Source organism: Rhizobium sp. NFR07 (assembly GCF_900111905.1).
Lineage (GTDB): Bacteria > Pseudomonadota > Alphaproteobacteria > Rhizobiales > Rhizobiaceae > Neorhizobium.
Genome location: NZ_FOKM01000003.1, coordinates 127,085 through 147,771, shown reverse-complemented (window position 1 = coordinate 147,771; position 20,687 = coordinate 127,085). Strand labels below are relative to the sequence as shown.

18 protein-coding genes and 2 pseudogenes are annotated in these 20,687 nt (G+C 62.0%); 11 read left to right on the top strand and 9 right to left on the bottom strand.

Going from position 1 to position 20,687, the window contains the following annotated elements:
- The first annotated feature begins 27 nt into the window (after window positions 1-27).
- The 4 genes from BM216_RS07625 (at window position 28) to BM216_RS07605 (ending at window position 6,525) form a co-directional block, all read left to right on the top strand.
- Window positions 28-1,044, top strand: a complete 1,017-nt coding sequence (locus BM216_RS07625; RefSeq protein ID WP_177230733.1) for a ligase-associated DNA damage response exonuclease — start codon at window positions 28-30, stop codon at window positions 1,042-1,044.
- 259 nt (window positions 1,045-1,303) lie between these two features.
- Window positions 1,304-2,932 (top strand): cisplatin damage response ATP-dependent DNA ligase, encoded by a 1,629-nt coding sequence (locus BM216_RS07615; protein WP_092997433.1) that lies wholly within the window; start codon window positions 1,304-1,306, stop codon window positions 2,930-2,932.
- A gap of 179 nt (window positions 2,933-3,111) precedes the next feature.
- Complete coding sequence (locus BM216_RS07610; protein WP_092997430.1) at window positions 3,112-4,215, top strand: hypothetical protein; 1,104 nt, start codon at window positions 3,112-3,114, stop codon at window positions 4,213-4,215.
- 546 nt (window positions 4,216-4,761) lie between these two features.
- Complete coding sequence (locus BM216_RS07605; RefSeq protein ID WP_143102749.1) at window positions 4,762-6,525, top strand: hypothetical protein; 1,764 nt, start codon at window positions 4,762-4,764, stop codon at window positions 6,523-6,525.
- 89 nt (window positions 6,526-6,614) lie between these two features.
- On the opposite strand, the pseudogene BM216_RS33995 reads toward BM216_RS07605, so the two are convergent.
- Window positions 6,615-8,885 (bottom strand): annotated as a pseudogene (locus tag BM216_RS33995) (methyl-accepting chemotaxis protein).
- Between the two features lie 245 nt (window positions 8,886-9,130).
- Here BM216_RS33995 and BM216_RS07595 point away from each other — a divergent pair.
- The gene (locus tag BM216_RS07595) at window positions 9,131-10,024 is read left to right on the top strand and encodes an alpha/beta hydrolase family protein (protein ID WP_092997424.1); all 894 of its coding nucleotides are present in this window, start codon (window positions 9,131-9,133) and stop codon (window positions 10,022-10,024) included.
- An 18-nt stretch (window positions 10,025-10,042) separates the two neighbouring features.
- Here BM216_RS07595 and BM216_RS07590 read toward each other — a convergent pair whose 3' ends face one another.
- Window positions 10,043-10,957, bottom strand: a complete 915-nt coding sequence (locus BM216_RS07590; RefSeq protein ID WP_092997421.1) for an NAD(P)/FAD-dependent oxidoreductase — start codon at window positions 10,955-10,957, stop codon at window positions 10,043-10,045.
- Between the two features lie 153 nt (window positions 10,958-11,110).
- Here BM216_RS07590 and BM216_RS07585 point away from each other — a divergent pair, with 153 nt between their 5' ends.
- On the top strand, window positions 11,111-11,569 hold the full coding sequence (locus BM216_RS07585; protein ID WP_092997418.1) for an Rrf2 family transcriptional regulator: 459 nt from the start codon (window positions 11,111-11,113) through the stop codon (window positions 11,567-11,569).
- Window positions 11,570-11,634: 65 nt separating this feature from the next.
- On the opposite strand, the gene BM216_RS07580 is transcribed toward BM216_RS07585, so the two are convergent.
- Window positions 11,635-13,608: a methyl-accepting chemotaxis protein gene (locus tag BM216_RS07580; protein ID WP_092997415.1), complete on the bottom strand. Its 1,974-nt coding sequence runs from the start codon at window positions 13,606-13,608 to the stop codon at window positions 11,635-11,637.
- A gap of 296 nt (window positions 13,609-13,904) precedes the next feature.
- Here BM216_RS07580 and BM216_RS07575 point away from each other — a divergent pair, with 296 nt between their 5' ends.
- From BM216_RS07575 to BM216_RS07565, 3 genes are all read left to right on the top strand, one after another.
- Window positions 13,905-14,729, top strand: a complete 825-nt coding sequence (locus tag BM216_RS07575) for a L,D-transpeptidase (protein ID WP_092997412.1) — start codon at window positions 13,905-13,907, stop codon at window positions 14,727-14,729.
- Window positions 14,730-14,952: 223 nt separating this feature from the next.
- The gene (locus BM216_RS07570) at window positions 14,953-15,675 is read left to right on the top strand and encodes a L,D-transpeptidase family protein (RefSeq protein ID WP_092998448.1); all 723 of its coding nucleotides are present in this window, start codon (window positions 14,953-14,955) and stop codon (window positions 15,673-15,675) included.
- 104 nt (window positions 15,676-15,779) lie between these two features.
- Complete coding sequence (locus BM216_RS07565; RefSeq protein WP_092997409.1) at window positions 15,780-16,196, top strand: lipocalin-like domain-containing protein; 417 nt, start codon at window positions 15,780-15,782, stop codon at window positions 16,194-16,196.
- 27 nt (window positions 16,197-16,223) lie between these two features.
- On the opposite strand, the gene BM216_RS07560 is transcribed toward BM216_RS07565, so the two are convergent.
- Complete coding sequence (locus tag BM216_RS07560; RefSeq protein ID WP_092997406.1) at window positions 16,224-16,658, bottom strand: MarR family winged helix-turn-helix transcriptional regulator; 435 nt, start codon at window positions 16,656-16,658, stop codon at window positions 16,224-16,226.
- 173 nt (window positions 16,659-16,831) lie between these two features.
- Between BM216_RS07560 and BM216_RS07555 the strand changes: the two genes are divergently transcribed.
- The gene (locus BM216_RS07555) at window positions 16,832-17,254 is read left to right on the top strand and encodes an organic hydroperoxide resistance protein (protein ID WP_092998446.1); all 423 of its coding nucleotides are present in this window, start codon (window positions 16,832-16,834) and stop codon (window positions 17,252-17,254) included.
- 104 nt (window positions 17,255-17,358) lie between these two features.
- Here BM216_RS07555 and BM216_RS07550 read toward each other — a convergent pair.
- Window positions 17,359-17,990, bottom strand: a pseudogene (locus tag BM216_RS07550) (LysE family translocator).
- A gap of 196 nt (window positions 17,991-18,186) precedes the next feature.
- Here BM216_RS07550 and BM216_RS07545 point away from each other — a divergent pair.
- Window positions 18,187-18,552: an MbcA/ParS/Xre antitoxin family protein gene (locus BM216_RS07545; protein WP_244530115.1), complete on the top strand. Its 366-nt coding sequence runs from the start codon at window positions 18,187-18,189 to the stop codon at window positions 18,550-18,552.
- A 28-nt stretch (window positions 18,553-18,580) separates the two neighbouring features.
- Here BM216_RS07545 and BM216_RS07540 read toward each other — a convergent pair whose 3' ends face one another.
- The 4 genes from BM216_RS07540 to BM216_RS07530 form a co-directional block, all read right to left on the bottom strand.
- Window positions 18,581-18,850 carry a DUF982 domain-containing protein gene (locus BM216_RS07540; RefSeq protein ID WP_177230732.1) on the bottom strand — a complete coding sequence of 90 codons (270 nt, stop codon included), beginning with the start codon at window positions 18,848-18,850 and terminating at the stop codon, window positions 18,581-18,583.
- Window positions 18,851-18,959: 109 nt separating this feature from the next.
- Window positions 18,960-19,160: a hypothetical protein gene (locus BM216_RS07535; protein WP_092997397.1), complete on the bottom strand. Its 201-nt coding sequence runs from the start codon at window positions 19,158-19,160 to the stop codon at window positions 18,960-18,962.
- Window positions 19,161-19,296: 136 nt separating this feature from the next.
- Entirely contained in the window at window positions 19,297-19,458 is a 162-nt protein-coding gene (locus BM216_RS33990; protein ID WP_177230731.1) for a hypothetical protein, read from the bottom strand.
- 249 nt (window positions 19,459-19,707) lie between these two features.
- Complete coding sequence (locus tag BM216_RS07530) at window positions 19,708-20,592, bottom strand: LysR family transcriptional regulator (RefSeq protein ID WP_092997394.1); 885 nt, start codon at window positions 20,590-20,592, stop codon at window positions 19,708-19,710.
- Window positions 20,593-20,687 lie beyond the last annotated feature (95 nt).

Here is a 20,687-nt window from a genome sequence, read left to right as displayed (position 1 = left end):
GAAAGTCTCGTAACTGCGCCTATCTTGATGGGGATGAAACCCGAGGCCCTGCTTCATCCCACTCCCGCCGGGCTGTTCTGCCCTATCGGCAATTTTTACGTCGATCCCGTCCGCCCGGTCGGTCGGGCGCTGATCACCCATGGCCATTCCGACCACGCCCGCGCCGGCCATGGCAGCGTGCTCGCCACCCGCCAGACGCTCGACATCATGCGCATCCGCTATGGCGATGATTTCACCGGTTCCGAACAGGCGGCGGAATGGGGCGAGGAAATCGTCATCGACGGCGTGACGGTGATGTTCAAACCGGCCGGCCACGTACTCGGTTCGGCCCAGATCCTCATCGAGAAGGACGGGCTGAGGATTGTAGTCTCGGGCGATTACAAGCGCGGTATCGATCCCACCTGCGCGCCCTTCGAGCCGATCCCGTGCGACGTCTTCATCACCGAAGCGACCTTCGGCCTGCCGGTCTTCCATCATCCCGACCCGAAGGCGGAGATCGGAAAACTCTTCACCTCCCTTGAACAGTTTCCCGAGCGCAGCCATCTCGTCGGCGCCTATGCGCTCGGCAAGGCACAGCGGGTCATCCGGCTGATCCGCGACAATGGTTATGCCGAGCCGATCTACATCCACGGCGCCTTGGCGAGGCTCTGCGACTACTACCAGTCCCAAGGCATAGAGCTGGGCGACATCCGCCCGGCAACGATCGAGAAGAGCAAGCCCGCGGAATTTTCCGGCGCCGTCGTCGTCGGCCCGCCCTCGGCATTCCAGGATCGCTGGGCCCGGCGCTTCAACGAACCGCTGATCGCCTTTGCCTCCGGCTGGATGATGGTGCGCCAAAGGGCCAAGCAGGGCGGCGTCGAGCTGCCGCTCGTCGTCTCCGACCATTGTGACTGGCCCGAGCTTCTGGCCACGATTGAGGAAATCGCCCCGCAGGAAGTCTGGGTCACCCACGGCCGCGAGGAGGCGCTGGTGAGGTGGTGCGAGCTGAAGGGCATTCCGGCACGGCCGCTGCATCTGGTCGGTTATGAGGACGAGGGGGATTGATGGGCATGCGTTCGCGCCAAACTACCCCCCTCTGGCCTGCCGGCCATCTCCCCCACAAACAGGGAGATCAGCTGGGCGTGCGCTTTCGTCCCAATCAAGCCGCTTGCACCACGGCCCCACAGCATCCTGGCCTTATGCTGAAACGGTCTTTGGCGGCGAAGAGTAGGCCACTTGTGATCTCCCCTCTTGTGGGGGAGATGGCCGGCAGGCCAGAGGGGGGCTGGCAGGGCACGACGGAAGCTATCGGCGAGGCCAGCCCATGAGACCCTTCGCAACCCTCCTCGACCGCCTCGTCCTCACCCCATCCCGCAACGGCAAGCTCACCCTGCTTGTCGACTATTTCCGCGACACCCCCGACCCTGATCGTGGCTATGGGCTTGCAGCCCTTGCCGGCGCGCTGGACCTGAAGAGCGTCAAGCCCGCCATGCTGCGCGAGCTCGTCATGGAACGCATGGACGAGGTGCTGTTCCGATATTCCTATGACTATGTCGGCGATCTCGCCGAAACCATCTCGCTTGTCTGGGAAGGTGCCTCCAAGGAACATGTGACCGAGGAGCCGCGCCTCTCCGACGTCGTCAAGCGCATGAATTCGCTCGGCCGCACCGAAGTGCGCGGCGCCGTGCGTGACCTGCTCGACCATCTCGACCCGTCCGGCCGCTTCGCTTTCCTGAAACTCGCCACCGGTTCGCTCAGGATCGGCGTCTCCGCCCGCCTCGCCAAGCAGGCGCTGGCGGATATGAGCGGTAAAGACATCATCGAGATCGAGACGCTCTGGCACGGCCTGACGCCGCCCTATGAACCGCTCTTCGCCTGGCTGGAAGGCAAGGCGGAAAAGCCGGTTCTGGCGACACCGGCGATCTTCCATTCCGTCATGCTGGCCAATCCGGTCGAAGAGGGCGATCTCGAAAAGCTCGACCCGCAGGATTATGCCGCCGAGTGGAAATGGGACGGTATCCGCGTGCAGATGTCGAGCTATGGCGGCACGAAAAAGCTCTATTCCCGCTCCGGCGACGACATTACCGGCGCATTCCCCGATGTTGTCGATGCGATCAATTTCGAGGGAGTCATCGACGGCGAACTGCTGGTCGGCGGCACGAAACGGACGAACGCTCCGACCCGCACCTTTTCCGACCTGCAGCAGCGCCTTAACCGCAAGACCGTCACGGGCAAGATGATGGACGAATACCCCGCCTTCGTCCGCGCCTATGACCTGCTTTTCCAAGGCGAGGCGGATATTCGCGCCGACGGTTTTCTCACCCGCCGCAACCGCCTGTCGGAGGTGATCGAAAAGGCGCCGCATGATCGTTTCGACCTTTCCGATCTCGTCGCCTTCTCCGACTGGGCCGAGCTGGATCGCCTGCGCATCGATCCGCCCGATCCGGTGATCGAGGGCGTGATGATCAAGCGCAAGGACAGCCCCTACCAGGCCGGCCGCCTGAAAGGCCCGTGGTTCAAGTGGAAGCGCGATCCCTACAATATCGATGCCGTCATGCTTTATGCCCAGCGCGGCCACGGCAAGCGATCGAGCTACTATTCCGACTTCACCTTCGGCGTCTGGACGATCGGCGAGGATGGCAAGGACCAGCTCGTGCCGGTCGGCAAGGCCTATTTCGGCTTCACCGATGCGGAACTGGAAGTGCTCGACAAGTTCGTCCGCGACAACACGATCGACCGTTTCGGACCGGTGAGGGCGGTGAAGGCGACACCGGATTTCGGTTTCGTGCTGGAAGTCGCCTTCGAGGGTATTGCCCGCTCGACGCGCCACAAGTCGGGCGTCGCCATGCGCTTTCCCCGCATTGCACGCCTGAGGCAGGACAAGCTGCCGCGTGATGCCGACCGACTGGAAACGCTGACGGCGATGATTGAGGCCCGGGAGGGAACGGGATGACCCTTCGGATGGTCGGCTTTAATCTGTGAGTTTCTGCTTTTTGAGCGTGCACGCAAAGGCAGCAGGCCTATTGTGACCTTCCCACCAAGGGATGCCTTTATTTCTCGGCTTCCCATTCCCCAGACTGATCTTTTTATCACCCGCATTCATTGCTGCGTTTCTCGCAAAAGAGAGGCTTGATGACCTTTCCCGATATTCCGCTTCCAAACCGCCCGCTCGCGCTGAAGGCCACGTCGATCACGACACCGCGCGGTTACGCTTGGGCCGCACCCTTCATGTTCGTACTCGCCGGTTTTCTGCTGTACTGGCAGGGTCCCGATCTGCTGCGCGACTACCAGATCAGCCAGAACCCGCTTCTGCTGGAGAATGGCGACATACGGGACGGAAAGTGCCAGACGCGCAAGGCCGTCTTCACCGATTGCGAGGCGCGCCTCGTTTATACCTATGACGGCATGAGCTACGACAGCGAGGTCCATATCTTCTTCGTCGATGCCCATTCCGGCGACTATGAAACAGGCCTCGTCATCTCCGCCGAACATCCGGAACTGGCGACGATCAGCCTCGGGCTGGACAAGCTCTGTAACCGCATCATTTCGTTCGGAGCGCTGATTGTCCTGATCGGCGGCCTGTGCCTGACCTCGATCTTTCTCGGCTTCCGCGTCGCCTGGGTCAGGAGCCGCCTGACGACGCCTGCGGTGCTGACACCCATCCCGGTGGAAATCACCGCCTTCAACGAACGCGGCAGGACGCTCTTCGTCACCTATGCCGACAAGCTGGCCGAGAAGAAGACGAAGCGCACCGCCTATACCCGTTTCAGCAAGGGGCGGGAGCCCATCATTATCGGTGAAGCCAAGGGCCATGCCGTGGCGCTCGCCGTGCGTCACGGCAGGACCTCGCTGCCGATCCTGCTCGACGACCGCTTGGAGCGGATCATGATGACCGATGAGGAGCGCGCCGCAGCGCTTGCCGTGATCCAGGCGGAGCAGGTGTCGGAGGCCGAGGCGCGCCCGCCATCGCTGCGCGAGCCGGCAAAGAAGGGCCGCATCCTGCGCGGTATCCTCACCTTCCTTGCCGTTATACTGCTGTTTGCCGTTGGTCTGCTCGGCTTCTGGTTCTGGTACGTGCTGAGCTCACCAACCCAGTTCAACCAGATCGGCATGGAGATCAACAACCTCATGCCGCAGCCGGTCAACGAATGGGGTTGCGACCAGTTGCAGAAGCGCTTCGGCAACGATCGCGCACCCTACGGCTGCACTGCAGGCGACTTTACGAGCTGGAAGTAACGATCGGGTTCGGCCGATGAAAAGCACATGAAGGCGGGAGCGGGAAATCGCTCCCGCTTTTTGTCGTCCGCAGAGGCGGACGTCTGACGGGGCGAACCTGCAATTCGGTCTATATGTCTTCGTGGCTGCTGGAGCCTGTCACAGAAGATGTGGATATTGCTAATAAAACAATCCTGAATTGTATTGTTGGTGGGGGCGATCATGCCTGCGGCAGCGGTTCAGCCTGTTCTGTGTATCGAGTTACAGTGCGAGCTTTACTCCGGCAGGCCGCACTGTCCAGCCGTATACTTTCGCTGTCCCATGACCACGCGGCGACAGACAATCCGACGACACTGTCGATCCGCAATCCTCCCGACCTGTCCATTGGTTCGAAGCGCAAATCCCACCGTCTTCCGGTCGGATGCCGGAAATTTCGCTGCCGCCGCCCGGTCCGGCGCGTGCCCCATCCGCCGGATGGGCGCGTGCCCGCAATGCTGCACCCTGCGGCCCGGCAAAGCCAGTGACGTTGCAACGGCAACGCCGTGTTGAAGAGAGGGAGTAACGATGATGCGCGCATTCAGGAATGCCGAAAGAATCGGGGTCTCTATGGCTGTCGGCCTGGCGCTTTGCGCGAGCGCCGCAGCTCAGCCGGCACCTCGCTGTACCATGGAGAACGGCAAGCTTAAGGACGAGTTTCGAAGGATGGTGGTGATCACCGATCCGGAAGTATTCAAGAGCGGCAAGTTCAGCTTCAAGGATACCATCGCCCGCATGCTGCAGACGTCCATCGAGGTCGCGAAGGATGATCCCGATGCACAGAAGAAGCTGGATGCCGTTTCCACGCCCAAAGCCCAGCGGGAACTGGTGGCCACCCTGCTCAACAGCTTCTGGGAGACGACCCGCGTCAATCGCGAGGGCATCGTCAACAACGCCACCCAGCGGCCGAACGAAGCGGCGCTGACGCCGGAGCAGCTTTTGAAGGATCTGCATCCTGTCGCGATCTTCAATCGCCTCGACCTCGTGCCTGCAAGCTTTGATCATTGCGGCGAGCAGCGGGTTGTCTACGCCTTGGGGAATGGCGAGGACGGCGACAATCGCTTCTTCCTGATCTTTGAGGCGGCGGTGGACAATCCTGATCCGAATAACGGCGTGGCCGGATGTCTCCGGATCGCCAAATTCTGGAAGGGGCTGTCGGGCAAGACTGTCGGCGAACTCACCAACGCGCTGAAAGGCTTCTACTCCTTCGGCGATCTGGGTGATGGTGGGCTGCCAACAGCGCCCGTCGTCCACAACAAGCATTATGGCGTGCCCTTTGGCCAGGTGCGCGGCAACCTGTTCATGACGGATGGCGATAAAAATGGAAACCCGTGGATGCTGCGGGAATGGCGGAGCCAGCCCACCGCGACGGGTACCAGCTTTGTCCCCGATACGGTGAAGTCCAATCCCGTCCCCGAATTCTACGGTGACGCGCCGCTTTCGACGGATGGGTCCGATCACGGCCGACGGCAACGTTTTGCCGACCTTCGACCGGACTTCAAAATGCGGTTTTCCCTCGGCAACGTGCGGCAACTGATCGATCTGGATCTCGAGGCGGAAGCGAATAACCAGCCCAAACCGGACGCCATTGAGTTGATCAATCGTCTCAGCGCTCTGTTCGACGACAAGTTCAACGATTTCGAGAGCATCTCGCAGGGAACCGTGGTCGATGAAATCACGAGGACTGCGTCAGGCGATGTGAAGGCGGGCATCGAAGCCGAGTTGAAGAAATACCACCTTCCGGCAAATTGGAAGCTGGAGCCGAAGCATATTCTTGCGCGGGCGGAAGCATTGAGCTGCGCAGGCTGTCACAGGCTCACGGCTCCTTCGGGTGGCGCGGGTGTAGAAATCGCGCCCGGCATCGAGTGGCCTGCAGACAACGGTTTCGTCCACGTCGACGAAAATGGAGGCCTTTCACCGGCATTGGAAAAGGCATTCCTGCCCTGGCGCTGTGAAACCCTGCACAAGTTCATCGAGAAATACGAGGGGGCGCCGTCGTCGGCCCCTGTTGCGGTAGCTCCACCTGCTCAGCCTGCCACACCTGTCGTCGAAACCGAGATAATTGCCGAGGGAGCGGGCGATCTCGCAACGGTGCGGGGTGCGCTCAGGGATTTCCAGTCGAAGGCATTGCAGGCCAACGTGCCACAGATGTTCGATCTGGCGCCCGATGCCAAGGTGAAGGCTGAGGCAGAAGCCAATGCGGCACTGGAGGGGCTGGTCCAGGCCGTCGAGGGTGCCCGCCAGAACATGGGGCAGCAATCCGGCGAGTTCCGTATCGGTATCCGCACCCACTGAACTCCGCTCCGGCAGACGACCTTTAAAAAGCAGAAGGCGGGAGCGCGTTAGCGCTCCCGCCTTCTTGTTGTTCGCGAACCGTAGTCCGATCAGAACTCTTCCCAGCTGTCTGCCGAAGGAGCCGCCGCAGCCGCGCCCTTGCGTCCGCCACCGAAGGCTTGGGCGATCTTGCCGACCATGCCGCGGGCAGGAGAGGCGACCGGCGCCGAGCGGTGCGAGGCGGAGGCAACCGGGGCCGACATTGCCGAAGCCGTCTGGCGAAGGGCTGCCGTCTGCATCGAGGTTCCGCCGAGCTGGAACTGTGCGATGAGGTCGCGCAGGCGGGCGGATTCATTGGCAAGCGTCGCACCGGCGGCATTGGCTTCCTCCACCATGGCCGCGTTCTGCTGGGTCACCTGGTCCATCTGGTTGACGGCGGTGTTCACCTCGGCAAGACCAACCGACTGCTCGCGCGCCGATGTGGCGATCGAGTCCATGTGCTGGTTGATCGTGACGATATACCCTTCGATCGTCTTCAGCGCCGCGCCGGTATCGCTGACCAGCTTGACGCCGGTCTCGACCTCGACGGAAGACTTACCGATCAGATCCTTGATTTCCTTCGCAGCCTGGGCGGAACGCTGGGCGAGTTCGCGCACCTCCTGTGCGACGACCGCAAAGCCCTTGCCGGCTTCGCCAGCACGTGCCGCTTCGACGCCGGCGTTAAGAGCCAGAAGGTTGGTCTGGAAGGCGATGTCGTCGATGACGCCGATGATGTTGGAGATCTGGCTGGACGACTGCTCGATCCGGCTCATCGCCTCCACCGCATTGGCAACGACCGATTCCGAGCTGCGGGCGCTCTGGTTCGCCTGGATTGCGACGGTACGGGCTTCATCCGCGCGTTTCGACGAGTTCGCTACATTGGTGGTGATCTGGTCGAGAGCGGCTGCGGTCTCTTCCAGCGAAGCGGCCTGCTGTTCGGTGCGCTTCGACAGATCGTCGGCGCTCTAGCTGATTTCGCGCGAACCGCTATCGATCGAGCTCGTCGCCTGGGCGACGGAACCGAGCGTGCCGCGCAGCTGCTCGACAGCTGCGTTGAAGTCTGCGCGCAGGCTTTCGAAGTCGTCGGCGAACGGCCGGTTCAGCGTGTAGGTTAGGTCACCGGCCGACAGATGCTTCAGGCCGCTCGCCAGGCCATTGGTGGCTTCCGCCATCGCCTGGGCGCGGGCGCGTTCCTGTTCGGCATTGCGCTGGCGCTGTTCCTCGGTCTGGCTGCGCTGTTCCTCGGCCTGGCGCTCCAGCGCCTGTGCCTTGAGGGCATTGTCCTTGAACACCTGTACGGCCTTCGCCATCGCGCCGATTTCGTCGGGGCGCTCGTCGCCGGAAATCTCGGCGCGCAGATCGCCCGAAGCCAGTCGCGACATCGTGCCGGTCAGGCGGCCGATGGCATTGCCGAGCGATTTTGCAAAGAGAAGGAAGCCGGCCAGAGCCAGGAGAGAGATGAGCACGGAAACGCCGAGCATCGTCCACAGCGCGCTGCGGGCTTCAGCCATGATCGTGGTCGCATCGGTGCCGATTTCGAACACGCCGAGCTTGTCGCCCGAGAACGAGTTGAACGGCACGGCCTTGATCAGCATCTCCCGACCTTCGAGGACGGCCTGATGGAAGACGGGCTTGCCGTCGAATGCAGCCTGAACCGTTTCTGCCGGCAGGAAGGAGGAACCTCCCTCGGTCGAGGACTGGTTGACCAGCTTGCCCTCGGAAAGGACATCGACGGCGATCTCCGCACCGAGTTTCTCGGCGATCGGCGCGAAATAGGCGTTGGACAGTTCAGTGCCGATGTCGACGACGCCGATTACCGTTCCATCGACGATGACAGGGGCGACCGCATAGATGCCGATGCCGGCCTTGCCGGGCTCGATGCCGGCGGCAAGCTTGCCGGAGGAAACCGCTGCCTGCACCGTCTTGCGGCGACCCATGACATTGTCACCGAACTTTTCCGGCGAATGGGCGCGGGCAACGACATCACCCTTGGCATCGGCGATGGTGATGATCTGCAGGCCGCCGGTCTGGGCCATTTCCTTGACGTTCCTGGAGAACTTGTCGAGGAGGCCCTGGCGGTCGTTGTTGCGGATGTAGTTCGGCATGTCCGGCTCGCCGGCCAGTACGAGGGCGAGTGCCGATGCCGAGCGCTGGATTGCCGCCATGTCGGTCTGGATGACGTCGAGATCGCTGGCTGCCTTGCTGTAGAGCGCCTTGTCGTTCATGTCGGCCTGCTGGTACCAGGCAAGGCCACCGATGGCCGCACTGGCGAACAAGACGGCCGCAAAGCCGCAGCCCGTTATAGTCATCCACAACGGCCGCTTGATGGTCATGTTAGTCATGTAGTCGAAATCCTCTGAAGCGGTCATCTCCGCGCCAGAGAATTAAGCGAAAAAAAACGCTAATTTTAGATAAACTACATTTGAATTTTCTTCTATTTGGAAGTGTTTTCAAAGTATTGGGCTCAGCCTCGTCAATGCTGGGTTGTTTTTCTACTTCGCTCTGATTTCGCCGTACAGGCAGAGGTTGCGTCTTTCCCGTTTGCCTCCGAATGGTCGGGGCGCCGGCAGCGGATGGTGAGGTTAAAATGTTGGGTCGCAGGAGTTTTCTCGCAGGCATCGCCGCGTTGCTGGCGCCTTCCGGCGGCAGAGCGGCACCCTATGCCATTCCCCCGGTTCCGCCGCTGTCGCGTGAGGACTACGGCAGGGCCCGCCTAAATTTCACCACCCATCTTATCAGGTCAGGCCCGGCCCCCGAGGCCTCCCAACCGCTCGGCACGCCGCCGGGTGCGCAGCGCGTCACCTATCGCGGGGGGCCGGACGGATCGATCGATCTGGTCGCCTGGCTTTCGCAATACGAGCCGTCCCGGACGCTCCGGCCCGCGGTGCTCTTTCTGCATGGCGGAAACGCCACAGGCGACGGCCACTGGGAACTGATGAAACCTTATCGGGACGCCGGCTTTGTCGTGCTGCTCCCGTCATTCCGCGGCGAGAACGGCCAGGAAGGCATATTCTCCGGCTTTTATGACGAGACGGGCGATGCGCTGGCGGCTGCCGCTTTTCTCGAAAACCTGCCGGGTATCGACCGGAACCGCCTGTTCCTCGCCGGTCACAGCAATGGCGGCACCATGGCGCTGCTCTGCGCCATGGCAAGGCCGTTCAGGGCCGCGGTGCCGATCTCCGCCAGTGTCAATGCGTGGCGCTTCTTCGACCGCTTTCGCGACGATCTCCGCTTCGATACGTCGAACCCGCAGGAATTCGTCATGCGCTCCTCTGTCTGCTTCGCGCCGAGCCTGAAATGCCCGACGCTTCTGCTGCGTGGTGCGCAGGAGAACCCCTATGATCAGGATCACCTGCTGCTGATCGAGCGCGCCCGGTCTGCCGGTCTAGCTATCGACAAGGCCCTGCTTCCCGGCACCCACAACGGTGTCGTTCCGGGCGCGGTCGATGAAAGCATCCGCTTCTTTAACCGGTTCGGCTGATCTGCGCCGACCGCTTCGTCAGACCGTGCCGAACATCAGCGATCGGTGCAGCCCGGCGCCGGCGAGATTGCCGTCACCAACGGCCAGGGCCACCGAGGCCATGGGTCGGGCGGCGTCGCCGCAGGCAAAAACGCCGGGCATGCTGGTTTCCTTCATGGCATCGGTCCTGATCACCGAGCCGACAGGCCCCTCCTCGAAGTCGAGACCGAGCTCCTGGGCGATCGGGCTGGACATTTCGAAGGGTGTCAGTGTGAACAGGCCCGCAAAGGGCAGGGTGCGTCTATCGGCAAGCAGGATGTCGGCATGGCCAGTGATCGCCTCGATCGGGCAGCGCTCGACCGTCACGCCGCGCGCTGCAAGACTTTCAAGCTGCTCCGCATCCGGTTCGAAAGCACCGTTGATAAGGAATGTCGTCGGCCCCCAGTCGGGCAGCATCAGCGCGTGGTGCATGGAGAGTTCTGATCCCGCGATGACGCCGATCCGGCCCTGGTCCAGCTCATACCCGTGGCAATAGGGGCAATGGAAAACGGCCTTTCCCCAGCGCTCCTCGAGCCCTGTGATCCTAGGCAGGATATCCTTCACCCCCGTCGCCAGCAGCAGCCGGCGTGCGAGATGCTTGCGGCCGTTGGTCATGACCTCGAAATTTGCGCCGGACCCATCGGTTGGCTCGATGCGCGCGGTACTGTCGGCTCGCGCTGAAAGCCAGTTCACCGTCCTGTATTCCATCACCTGCGCGCGGGCATCGGCAGCAATGACAGCCGGATCGACACCATCCTGCGTCAGGAAACCGTGCGAATGGCTGGCAAAACGGTTGCGGCGCTTGCCTTCGTCGATGATCAGCACGTCGCGTCTGGCGCGGGCAAGCTGCAAAGCGGCGGAAAGGCCGCCATAGCTCCCGCCGATGATGATGACGTCATGAATTGGATTGTCCATGCCATGCTCCTGTGTTTCTTGTCACAACATAAGTTGCGTGATTTGTCGAAGTCAATGGTCATGCAACTTTTGTTGTGACGTAACTGCGGTGGCGTGCTAGGGGAGATCAGGCCTTCGTCTGGGCGTGGGTGATCGGAAGCAAGGATTATCGAGATGCGGCAGGACAGCCGGCTTTCCCGCATGCTGCATGTTCTGGTCCATATGGGCCGGCACGACGGGGCCATGACATCGGACATGATCGCACGCATGCTCGACGCCAATCCGGTCGTCATCCGCCGCACGATGGCTGGCTTGAGGGATGAGGGTTATGTCCGTTCCGAAAAGGGCCATGGCGGCGGCTGGAGGCTTGCGAAGCCACTGGAGGAGTTGACGCTTCTCGATATCTACCGCGCCGTCGGTGAGCCATCCGTCTTTGCCGTCGGCCCCGCATATGACATGCCCGGTTGCCCGATCGAGCAGGCGGTCAACAGTACCCTGAAGAGCGTTTTCGCGGAGGCGGAACAACTCCTGCTGACCCGCTTTGCCGGCGTGACGCTGGCCGATATCGCCAACGAATTTCCGCCCGGATCCCCGATCGATGGTCACGCCGCCGGCGAGCGCTGCGCGTCCTGACCAGCCCGACAAAAAAAGCGGGGTCTGCACCCCGCCTTTCCGTCATCGATGATGATCTTTGCAGATCAGAATTCTTCCCAGCTGTCGGCCGAGGCGGAAGGAGCCGCAGCGGCGGCGCTTCTGCCGCCACCGAAGGCCTGGGCGATCTTGCTGACCATGCCGCGGGCAGGGGAGGCAACCGGCGCCGAGCGCTGTGTTGCCGACATGACCGAGGCCGTCTGGCGTAGCGCAGCACTCTGCAACGATGCGCCGGTGCCGAGCTGGAACTGTGCGATGAGATCGCGCAGGCGGGCGGATTCATTGGCAAGCGTCGCACCGGCGGCGTTGGCTTCTTCCACCATGGCCGCGTTCTGCTGGGTCACTTGGTCCATCTGGTTGACGGCCGTGTTGACTTCCGCCAGGCCGACCGACTGCTCGCGCGACGACGTCGCGATTGCATCCATGTGCTGGTTGATCGTGATGATATAGCCTTCGATCGTCTTCAGCGCTGCGCCGGTCTCGCTGACCAGCTTGACGCCTGTCTCGACCTCGACGGAAGATTTGCCGATCAGGTCCTTGATTTCCTTCGCCGCCTGGGCGGAGCGCTGGGCGAGTTCACGCACTTCCTGCGCGACGACCGCAAAACCCTTGCCGGCTTCGCCAGCACGCGCGGCTTCGACGCCGGCATTCAGGGCGAGAAGGTTGGTCTGGAAGGCGATGTCGTCGATGACGCCGATGATGTTGCCGATCTGGCCGGAGGATTCCTCGATCCGCTCCATTGCGTTGACCGCATTGGCAACGACGGCACCAGACTGGCGGGCGCTGTCATTGGCCTGGATGGCGACGGTACGGGCTTCCTCGGCACGCTTGGACGAGTTCGCCACGTTGGTGGTGATCTGGTCGAGAGCGGCTGCAGTTTCTTCCAGTGAGGCGGCCTGCTGTTCGGTGCGCTTCGACAGGTCGTCGGCACTCTGGCTGATCTCGCGCGAACCGCTATCGATCGAGCTGGTCGCCTGGGCGACGGAACCGAGCGTACCGCGCAGCTGGCTGACGGCGGCGTTGAAGTCGGCGCGCAGGCTTTCGAAATCCTGGGCGAAGGCACGGTCGAGCTGGAAGGAGAGGTCGCCGGCCGACAGATGCTTCAGGCCGCTGGCGAGACCGTTGGTCGCTTCCGCCATGGCTTCGGCGCGGGCGCGTTCCTGTTCGGCATTGCGCTGGCGCTGTTCTTCCGTCTGGCTGCGCTGGGCTTCCGCCTCGCGCTCCAGCGCTTCGGTCTTCAGCGCATTGTCCTTGAACACCTGGACGGCCTGCGCCATCGTGCCGATCTCGTCGCGGCGGGCAAGGCCCGGGATCTCGCGACTGTTCTCGCCGCCGGCAAGCTCCGTCATGCGAGCGCTGAGGCGGGCGATCGGGCCGGTGATGCCGCGCGAGGCGACGAAGAGGCCGAGAATGATGAGCACGACCAGCGACACGCCGAGGGCCACGAGGCCGGTCAGGATCGTGCTGTTCGTGTCGTTGCGAAGTTCCGCGGTGCCGGTATCGACGGCCTTCATCAGCTCGTCATTGCCGTTGGCAAACAGCGGCAGGCCTTCCATGACCTTGGCGCCGGCTTCACGCATCGATGCGCGGGCCTGAATTGCCTGGCCTTCCTTGGCGAGCGAGATCACCTTCATGCCGAGCTGGTCGAATTCGTCGATCGCCTTCAGCATGCCTTCGACGGCGGGGCCACGCGATGGCACGAGCTGCGCGGTCATGCCGACGCGCTCCTTCATCAGCGCACGGTCGCCCTCGTATTTCTTGACGGCGGCGGCGAATTCCGGCGAGGCCGGATCGTTGACCAGCATCAGGCCGAGCTGCAGGCCCATCTGCAAGAGGCCGCCGGTGGCGCGCGCGTTCAGGGTGGCGGCCATGCTTTCATGGGTGATGAAGTTGGAATAGCCGGTATCAGCATTCTTGAACTGCATGCTGACATAAACGAGGCCGGCAAAGGCGATCGCGCCCATCAGGGCGATTACCGACACGATCTTCGTGCGGATCCTTTCGTTTTCGAGAAATTGCATTTCGCGTCCTATGGGAAGGGGCAATCCCTCAGGGTCATGCGAAAAGCTGCCGCTGTGCTTGGGAATGGCCGTCTGGAAGAATACATGACAGTCGTCGCCGCTCACATCGCGGCTGATCCTCCGGCACCGTCGTGCTAAAATTAGCCGCACTGAATTTAAATTTGATTAAACATGTTGGAGATCTACAACCTGCCGGGGATGTCGTGCCTGGTGCCGCGATCGTCCGTCCGCTCCAGCCTCGCGCCAGCGCGGCCTGCCAGATTGGCCGCAGATAATGTCTGCCGAAGTGGGTCTCCATGCCGAAAAACGTTTCATCGTACCGCCGCACCGCGGGCCTTGCCGCCGTTCTCGCCGCAGCGACTGCGCTTGCCGGCTGCCAGCCGCTCTTCGTCACCGATACGAGCCGCATGAACCCTGATGTCTTCGTGCAGGAGACGGCGCCCGTCTTCGCCGTCCCGGAATATCAGGATCCGCCGACGAACCAGCCGCCGCCCATGCCCGGCGCCATTCCCCATCGGCGCCAGCTCTACCCGAGCGATTTCCACCAGACCTACGGCCTGCCGGTCACCAATCCCGTGCATCGCACGATGTATGACGTGATGCGTGACGACGGCCACACGCTGCCGGCCATTCCGGTATCCCGTGTCGACGCCCGCTTCCTCCGCGCCGAGGTCAACTACCAGACCAGCGAGGCGCCCGGCACGATCGTCGTCGATACCCGCGCCCATTACCTCTATTTCGTCCAGCCAAACGGCAAGGCCATGCGTTATGGCGTAGGCCTCGGCAAGGCGGGCTTTGCCTGGTCCGGCCGCGGCATCATCCAGCGCAAGGCGAAATGGCCGCGTTGGACCCCGCCGCAGGACATGGTCGACCGCCAGCCGGACCTGCGCCAGTTTGCAGCCGCCCAGGGCGGCGCGACACCCGGTCTCAACAACCCGCTCGGCGCCCGCGCGCTCTACATCTACAAGGACGGCAAGGACACGCTTTATCGCGTCCACGGCACGCCGGACTGGCAGTCCGTCGGCAAGGCGACCTCGTCGGGCTGCGTGCGCATGCTGAACCAGGATGTCATCGACCTCTTCGACCGCGTCCCGAACGGCACGCCGATCGTCGTCATGTAACGTCTTCCGAAGTCGCCTGAGCAGCCTTGGTCCTCCTGCAAACATTGGCATTCCACGCGCTGCTCCCGCGTCCGTGAGCGGCCGTGTCGCATTTGTGATAGTTGCGGATTTATCGCAGCCCTATCTGTTCAGAGGCGAGCATGGTCGATGGGAACCTTTCGTCTTCGACATCGTTCGATTAAGCTTTGCGTCAACGTGTCCCTCTCGAATGGTTCTTCCTGACATGATCTTCGACAATTCTCTCTCCCGCCGCGGCTTTCTGTCAGCTCTCGGCGTAGGTGCCGCGTCGGCGCTTGCCGGCTGTGCTTCGACCACGCCCGGCTCCGGCGGAACCGTGATTTCCTATCGCGAAGGCGCCGGCCTGCGTCTGCCCGACATGCTTGGCGGCAGCGATTCGGATGCCGCGCAGATGTACGGCACGGTGGTCGACGGCGGTTATGTCATTCCGGCCATCCCGTATCAGAAGATCAACCCGCGCTATTATCGCCAGCGTGTGGTCGACCCGACCGGCGAACGCCCCGGTACGATCGTCGTCGATACCCCGTCGCGTTTCCTCTACCTGGTCGAGCCGGGCGGTTCGGCGATGCGCTACGGCGTCGGCATCGGTCGCGAGGGCTTTGCCTGGAGCGGCGAGGGCGTCATCCAGTGGCGTCAGAAGTGGCCGAAATGGACCCCGCCGAACGAAATGGTCGCCCGCCAGCCGGAACTGGTCAAATATTCGGCCGCCAACGGCGGCATGCCGCCGGGCCTGACCAACCCGCTCGGCGCCCGCGCGCTCTACATCTTCCAGAATGGCCAGGACACGCTCTACCGCCTGCACGGCTCGCCGGAATGGAATTCCATCGGCAAGGCCGTCTCCTCGGGCTGCGTGCGCCTGATGAACCAGGACATCATCGACCTCTACGACCGCGTGCCGAACAAGGCGCGGGTGGTCGTGTGGCAGTAAAAGCATCGCCTGACCGAACAGCACGGACGCCAGCGTTTCTTGTCGCGCTGGCGTTTGATCAGGGCTAATGTGGGTCGTCGCAAAGGCTAACTGGAAGGTTGCCCATGCAGACCGAAGATTTGGCCGGCGTCTGGATTATCGAGTCCTTTCACGTCGAGGACTGTGCAACGGGCAAGCGAACCCAGCCTTGGGGCGATCGCCCGTCCGGAACGGTAATGTTTGACCCCGGCGGGCGCATGTTCGCCATGATTACGTCGGAACGACGCGTATCTCACGAGGCCGGCCTCGATGAGGCAGATGCTTTCCGCTCGATGCTGGCCTATTCGGGGCACTACAGGGTTGAGCCGCCCAATAGGCTTGTCACTACCGTTGACATCGCCTGGTTCGAACCCTGGGTGGGGACCGATCAGGTGAGATTTTGCGACATATCCGGCGACAGGATGACGCTGACAAGTGCTCCTCTGAACATGCCTCGGCAGAACGCCAAGACGTTCGCTGTCGTCAATTGGAGGCGGGAATAGGCCGCTGTCTTCCTATGGTTTGAGACCCTATTTGTCTCCCGCCCCCTCCAGTCTGTCCTTCAACCCCACCAGCGCCTCCCTCAGCGCCGAAACCTCGTCCAGGCTGCAGCCCGTCGCCTTGCCGATCGCGGTCATCACGCCGTCGGACTTTTCCTTCAATGCCAGGCCTTGCGGCGTCAGCGTGATCTTCACCTGCCGCTCGTCTTCCGGGTCGCGTTTGCGGGCGACGAGGCCGGATTGTTCGAGCCGCTTGAGAAGGGGGGACAGCGTGCCGGAATCGAGCCCCAGCCGGTCGCCGAGTGTCTTCACCTTCTGCCCGTCCTCCGACCAGAGCGCCATCATGACCAGATATTGCGGATAGGTGAGCCCGAGCGGTTCGAGCAACGGCTTGTAGGCGCGGGTAAAAGCGTGCGCGGCCCCGTAAATGGCAAAGCACAGCATCGCATCCAGTCCGGCGGCCATGCCGGGAATGGTGTTGGCGGGTGAGTTTTTCCGGCGCGAAACCCCTGTCTTCATCGAACTGTGCTCTATCTTTCCCATAATTCATTCTCGCAGGCTTGACGATGGAATGCAATGTGCGTAAGTCTATTGTGCGCAATTGAATTGCACTCAACTATTTTGAAGGGAATATGGACATGCCTATCCTCTACACCACCAAGGGTTCTGCCACCGGCGGCCGCGCAGGCCATGGCGCTTCTGAAAACGGCGTTCTCGACGTCACGCTCACCGTTCCGAAGGAGCTCGGCGGCGACGGCGCAACCGGCACCAACCCGGAACAGCTTTTCTCGGTCGGTTATTCCGCCTGCTTCCTCGGCGCGCTGAAGGCCGTAGCAGCCAAGGAAAAGGTCAAGATCCCGGAAGACGCCAAGGTCACCGCCACCGTCGGCATCGGCCCGCGCGAAGACGGCACCGGCTTCGGCATCGAAGTCTCGCTCGCGGTCGATATCCCGGGCATGGACAAGGCGCAGGCTGAAGACCTCGTCGCCAAGGCGCATATCGTATGCCCCTACAGCCACGCCATGCGCACCTCGACCGAAGTTCCGGTCACCGTCGTCTGATCTGACACAAGTCGTGCGGAAAGCTGCTTCGGGCGGCTTTCCGGCACACCCTTCAAAGCGGCTGGGGCCTCAGGGTCTCCAGCCGTTTTGCGTTTGACGGCGGATCAGTTGCGCTGCAGCGCCAGATGCGTGCCGAGCCCTATCAGGATGGTTCCGCCGGCGCGCTGCATCATCCGCTGGACGGTTCCGGAACTCTTCAGGCGGCCGAGGATCGCGCCGGCCAGAAGCACGCAAACCAGGTCCGCCGAGGAAAAGATCAGATTGACGATCGCCCCCAGGATGAGGAATTGCAGCCAGACCGGAAAGCTTGCCGACGCATCGACGAATTGCGGCAGGAAGGCCATGAAGAAGATCGCGGTCTTCGGATTGAGGATCTCGACCTTGACACTCTCCAGAATGCCCGCCGGGCTGATTTCTGCGTCAGGGCGGGCAGGCCGGCGTCTCCGCCTGCACGAGCCCGAAACAGCGAAATCCCGAGCCAGATCAGATAGCCCGCGCCGATCAGCTTGACGGCGAGATAGGCCGTCGGCACCGCATGGAAGAGAATAGACAGGCCGGCAGCTGCAGCGATCACATGCACGTAGCATCCGATATGGATTCCGAGCGTCGCCATAAGCCCGCCGCGCCGCCCGCGCGCCAGCGTCTGGGCCGCTGCATAGAGCATGGCCGGGCCGGGGATATAGGCAAACACCGCAGTCGTCAGGAAGAATGCGATCAGCAGTTCGGATGAAGGCATCCTCGGTCCTCGAAATGCGGGAATGGCGCGTCGGCGGTGACGATAGCGCTTTTGATCGGGGCACGCTATGGAGGCCCATGCGTCGAGGCAATTTGCCGGCGACTTCGCCCCGACAATGGCCGGACCCTCAACCGCTGGAACATGAGCGCAGCCAACCCCGATGCCCAAGGAAAGATCACGCCCGGTCGTCTCCGAAATGCAGGTCGTGACCAGGGCCGCTACCACGGCTGCGGCACTGCTGGGCATCGATGATCATGCGCTGGCTGAAATTCTCGGTCTGCAGGAGGTGTCCGTCCAGCGCATGCAGTGTCTGGATCATCTGCTCGAAAAGGGCTCGGAGCCGTTTGAAAGGGCGCTGCTGCTGATTGGCGTGTTTCGAAATCTCCACGCCATGGGCGTGGGTGAAGAGGAGGCGGCAAGGTCATGGCTTGGACGTCACAACCGTGCTCTCGGCGCAGTTCCGGCCGACATGATCCGGACGCGGACCGGACTGGTCGACGTTCTTGATTATCTGATGAGCTGCGCTGCCGCAGAAGACAGTTCCGGGCTCCTGCCCGCGTGAGCATCGAACTCGAATGATGGAAAATGGCTCAGTGAATGCTGAGCTTGGTCATGCATTCGGCATAGGCGGCGATGAAGGAATTGCGGGCGTCATCGATATCGCCGCGATATCGCAGCGCGTCGTTGCACGCATCCACCGCCCGCCAGTAGGTGCGGCCGGAACGGATCGTCAGATCATTGTGCAGGTATTTCAACGCGGCCCTTGGGCCGCAAATGGACCTATCCTTGATCTCGCCGTCTCTGACGATGACCGGATAGCTCCATTCGAGGGAAAAACCGACGGGTATGACCGAACTCACGGCAGGCTCCTTACGGTTCAACCGAGAGAGTTTCTCTTCGACAAGCAAAGCTACCATCAAACCGTCCGCTTGTCCGATTTGAATTATGCTAATTTATCGAAGCGGGACTTTAAGACGCCCTCTGCTCCACCAGCGAAGCAAGTTCGTTACGGGTGAGCAGGTGCTCCGTTTCGCCGGCCATGCCGTCCGGGTGGCTGAACCGCATGCCGCTTTCGCGCGGCAGTTCCAGTGCCTGGCCTACGTTCATCAGTCCCACCGGAATGCGGGTGCCGTCGACCTTCACTGTGGCCTCTACCATTTTCCTGTCCATTGAAAACTCCTTTCTTAACCATCGCGCAAGCGACGGAATTGTTCCAAAATGATTTATGATCTGCGGGTGAGACAAAGAAAAAATGCCCCGCAGATGAAGCCGCGGGGCGCTGGTTTTCCGAAGCTTGAATTGAGGATCAGGCCTTGCCGCTACGGCGCTTCGGTGCGTTTGCGCCGGACGTTGTCTTGGCGTCGTAACCCTGCCCGTGATTGGTGCCGCCGAGATGGCCGCCCCCACTCGTATTCGCGTGCTGTCGCACTGCTCGCTTGAGCAGCAACTGCGGATCTTTTTTGTTCATGGGTTTCTTTCGGGGTAGCCGAGAGACGAAAAAAGGCCGGGGCTATATTGCTCCGACCTCTCTCATCGCTGCCTTATCAACCAGTGCCGGTACATCCATGGTCAAAAGCTGAAGCAGCGGCGGCATTTGCGAGCGGCGAAGGTTTTCAGCGCTCATCAGCAATGCCGATGACAGCTACATAGGAGGCCAATGTGTTCTAAACAAGTTCATGGCCACCTTGCAGCCGAGGCCTGCAAACTTGCCGCACCATCAAGCCCTGACGAAATCGACGAACGCTCTCAGCGCCGCCGGCATCTGGCGGCGGCTCGGATAGTAGAGATAGAAGCCGGAATAATATGGACACCAGTCCTCCAGCACGCGCACGAGCCTACCTTCTTTCACCAGATCCTTTATCTGATCCTCGAAGGTGAAGGCGATGCCGCTGCCCAGAAGTGCCGCATCCACCATCATGTCCTGATCGTCGAGGACAAGCGGGCCGTCCACCTCGACGGAAAGTTCCACGCCGCCGCGCTCGAACTCCCAGGCATAAAGCCGGCCGGAGCCGAAACGGTAGCCGATGCAGGGCAGGGACTTCAGCTGTTCGGGTGTCGTCGGTTTCGCATGGGTTTCGAAAAAGTCCGGCGTGGCGACGATCGCGGTTCTTTGCCTCGGCCCGATCGGCACGGCGATCATGTCCTGCGCGACCGTCTCGCCGAAGCGCACGCCGGCGTCGAAACCCTCCGAAACCATGTCGACGAACTCGTTGTCGATGACGATCTCGATGCCGATGCGTGGATGGTTTGCAAGAAAGCGCGCGGCGAGCGGTAGGAGCACCATGCGCGCCGAGGGGCGTGATGCGTTGATCCTCAGCCGCCCGACAGGCGTGCCGCGAAAATTGTTGAGGTCATCGAGCGCATCCTCGATGTCGCGGAAGGCCGGCGCCACGCGGGCAAGCAAGCGTTCTCCGGCCTCCGTCAGCGCCACGCTGCGGGTCGTTCGGTTGAACAGGCGCAGGTCCATCCGCTCTTCCAGCGCCTTCATCGCATGGCTGAGTGCCGACGGCGTGCATCCGAGTTCGTCGGCTGCGCGCCGAAAGCTCTTGTGCCGCGCAAGCGCCAGGAAGGGTGTCAGGTCGGTAGGGGCAATGATCCGCATTGCTGAATTGTATTCACTAAGCCGAGGACAATCGAGTCGATTATCTCAGGAACGTTCCGGGCGTAGAACTCTCCTCAAGCCGCCGGTGGTCGACG

Bases quoted from the DNA above. Each gene is read 5' to 3' on its own strand.
- BM216_RS07610 (WP_092997430.1), top strand. From the start codon at position 3,112: ATGACCTTTCCCGATATTCCGCTTCCAAACCGCCCGCTCGCGCTGAAG.
- BM216_RS33990 (WP_177230731.1), bottom strand. From the start codon at position 19,458: ATGAACAAAAAAGATCCGCAGTTGCTGCTCAAGCGAGCAGTGCGACAG.
- BM216_RS07530 (WP_092997394.1), bottom strand. From the start codon at position 20,592: ATGCGGATCATTGCCCCTACCGACCTGACACCCTTCCTGGCGCTTGCG.
- BM216_RS07545 (WP_244530115.1), top strand. From the start codon at position 18,187: ATGCAGGTCGTGACCAGGGCCGCTACCACGGCTGCGGCACTGCTGGGC.
- BM216_RS07605 (WP_143102749.1), top strand. From the start codon at position 4,762: ATGCGCGCATTCAGGAATGCCGAAAGAATCGGGGTCTCTATGGCTGTC.
- BM216_RS07625 (WP_177230733.1), top strand. From the start codon at position 28: ATGGGGATGAAACCCGAGGCCCTGCTTCATCCCACTCCCGCCGGGCTG.
- BM216_RS07585 (WP_092997418.1), top strand. From the start codon at position 11,111: ATGCGGCAGGACAGCCGGCTTTCCCGCATGCTGCATGTTCTGGTCCAT.
- BM216_RS07580 (WP_092997415.1), bottom strand. From the start codon at position 13,608: ATGCAATTTCTCGAAAACGAAAGGATCCGCACGAAGATCGTGTCGGTA.
- BM216_RS07595 (WP_092997424.1), top strand. From the start codon at position 9,131: ATGTTGGGTCGCAGGAGTTTTCTCGCAGGCATCGCCGCGTTGCTGGCG.
- BM216_RS07590 (WP_092997421.1), bottom strand. From the start codon at position 10,957: ATGGACAATCCAATTCATGACGTCATCATCATCGGCGGGAGCTATGGC.
- BM216_RS07560 (WP_092997406.1), bottom strand. From the start codon at position 16,658: ATGGCCGCCGGACTGGATGCGATGCTGTGCTTTGCCATTTACGGGGCC.
- BM216_RS07555 (WP_092998446.1), top strand. From the start codon at position 16,832: ATGCCTATCCTCTACACCACCAAGGGTTCTGCCACCGGCGGCCGCGCA.
- BM216_RS07570 (WP_092998448.1), top strand. From the start codon at position 14,953: ATGATCTTCGACAATTCTCTCTCCCGCCGCGGCTTTCTGTCAGCTCTC.
- BM216_RS07615 (WP_092997433.1), top strand. From the start codon at position 1,304: ATGAGACCCTTCGCAACCCTCCTCGACCGCCTCGTCCTCACCCCATCC.
- BM216_RS07535 (WP_092997397.1), bottom strand. From the start codon at position 19,160: ATGGACAGGAAAATGGTAGAGGCCACAGTGAAGGTCGACGGCACCCGC.
- BM216_RS07575 (WP_092997412.1), top strand. From the start codon at position 13,905: ATGCCGAAAAACGTTTCATCGTACCGCCGCACCGCGGGCCTTGCCGCC.
- BM216_RS07565 (WP_092997409.1), top strand. From the start codon at position 15,780: ATGCAGACCGAAGATTTGGCCGGCGTCTGGATTATCGAGTCCTTTCAC.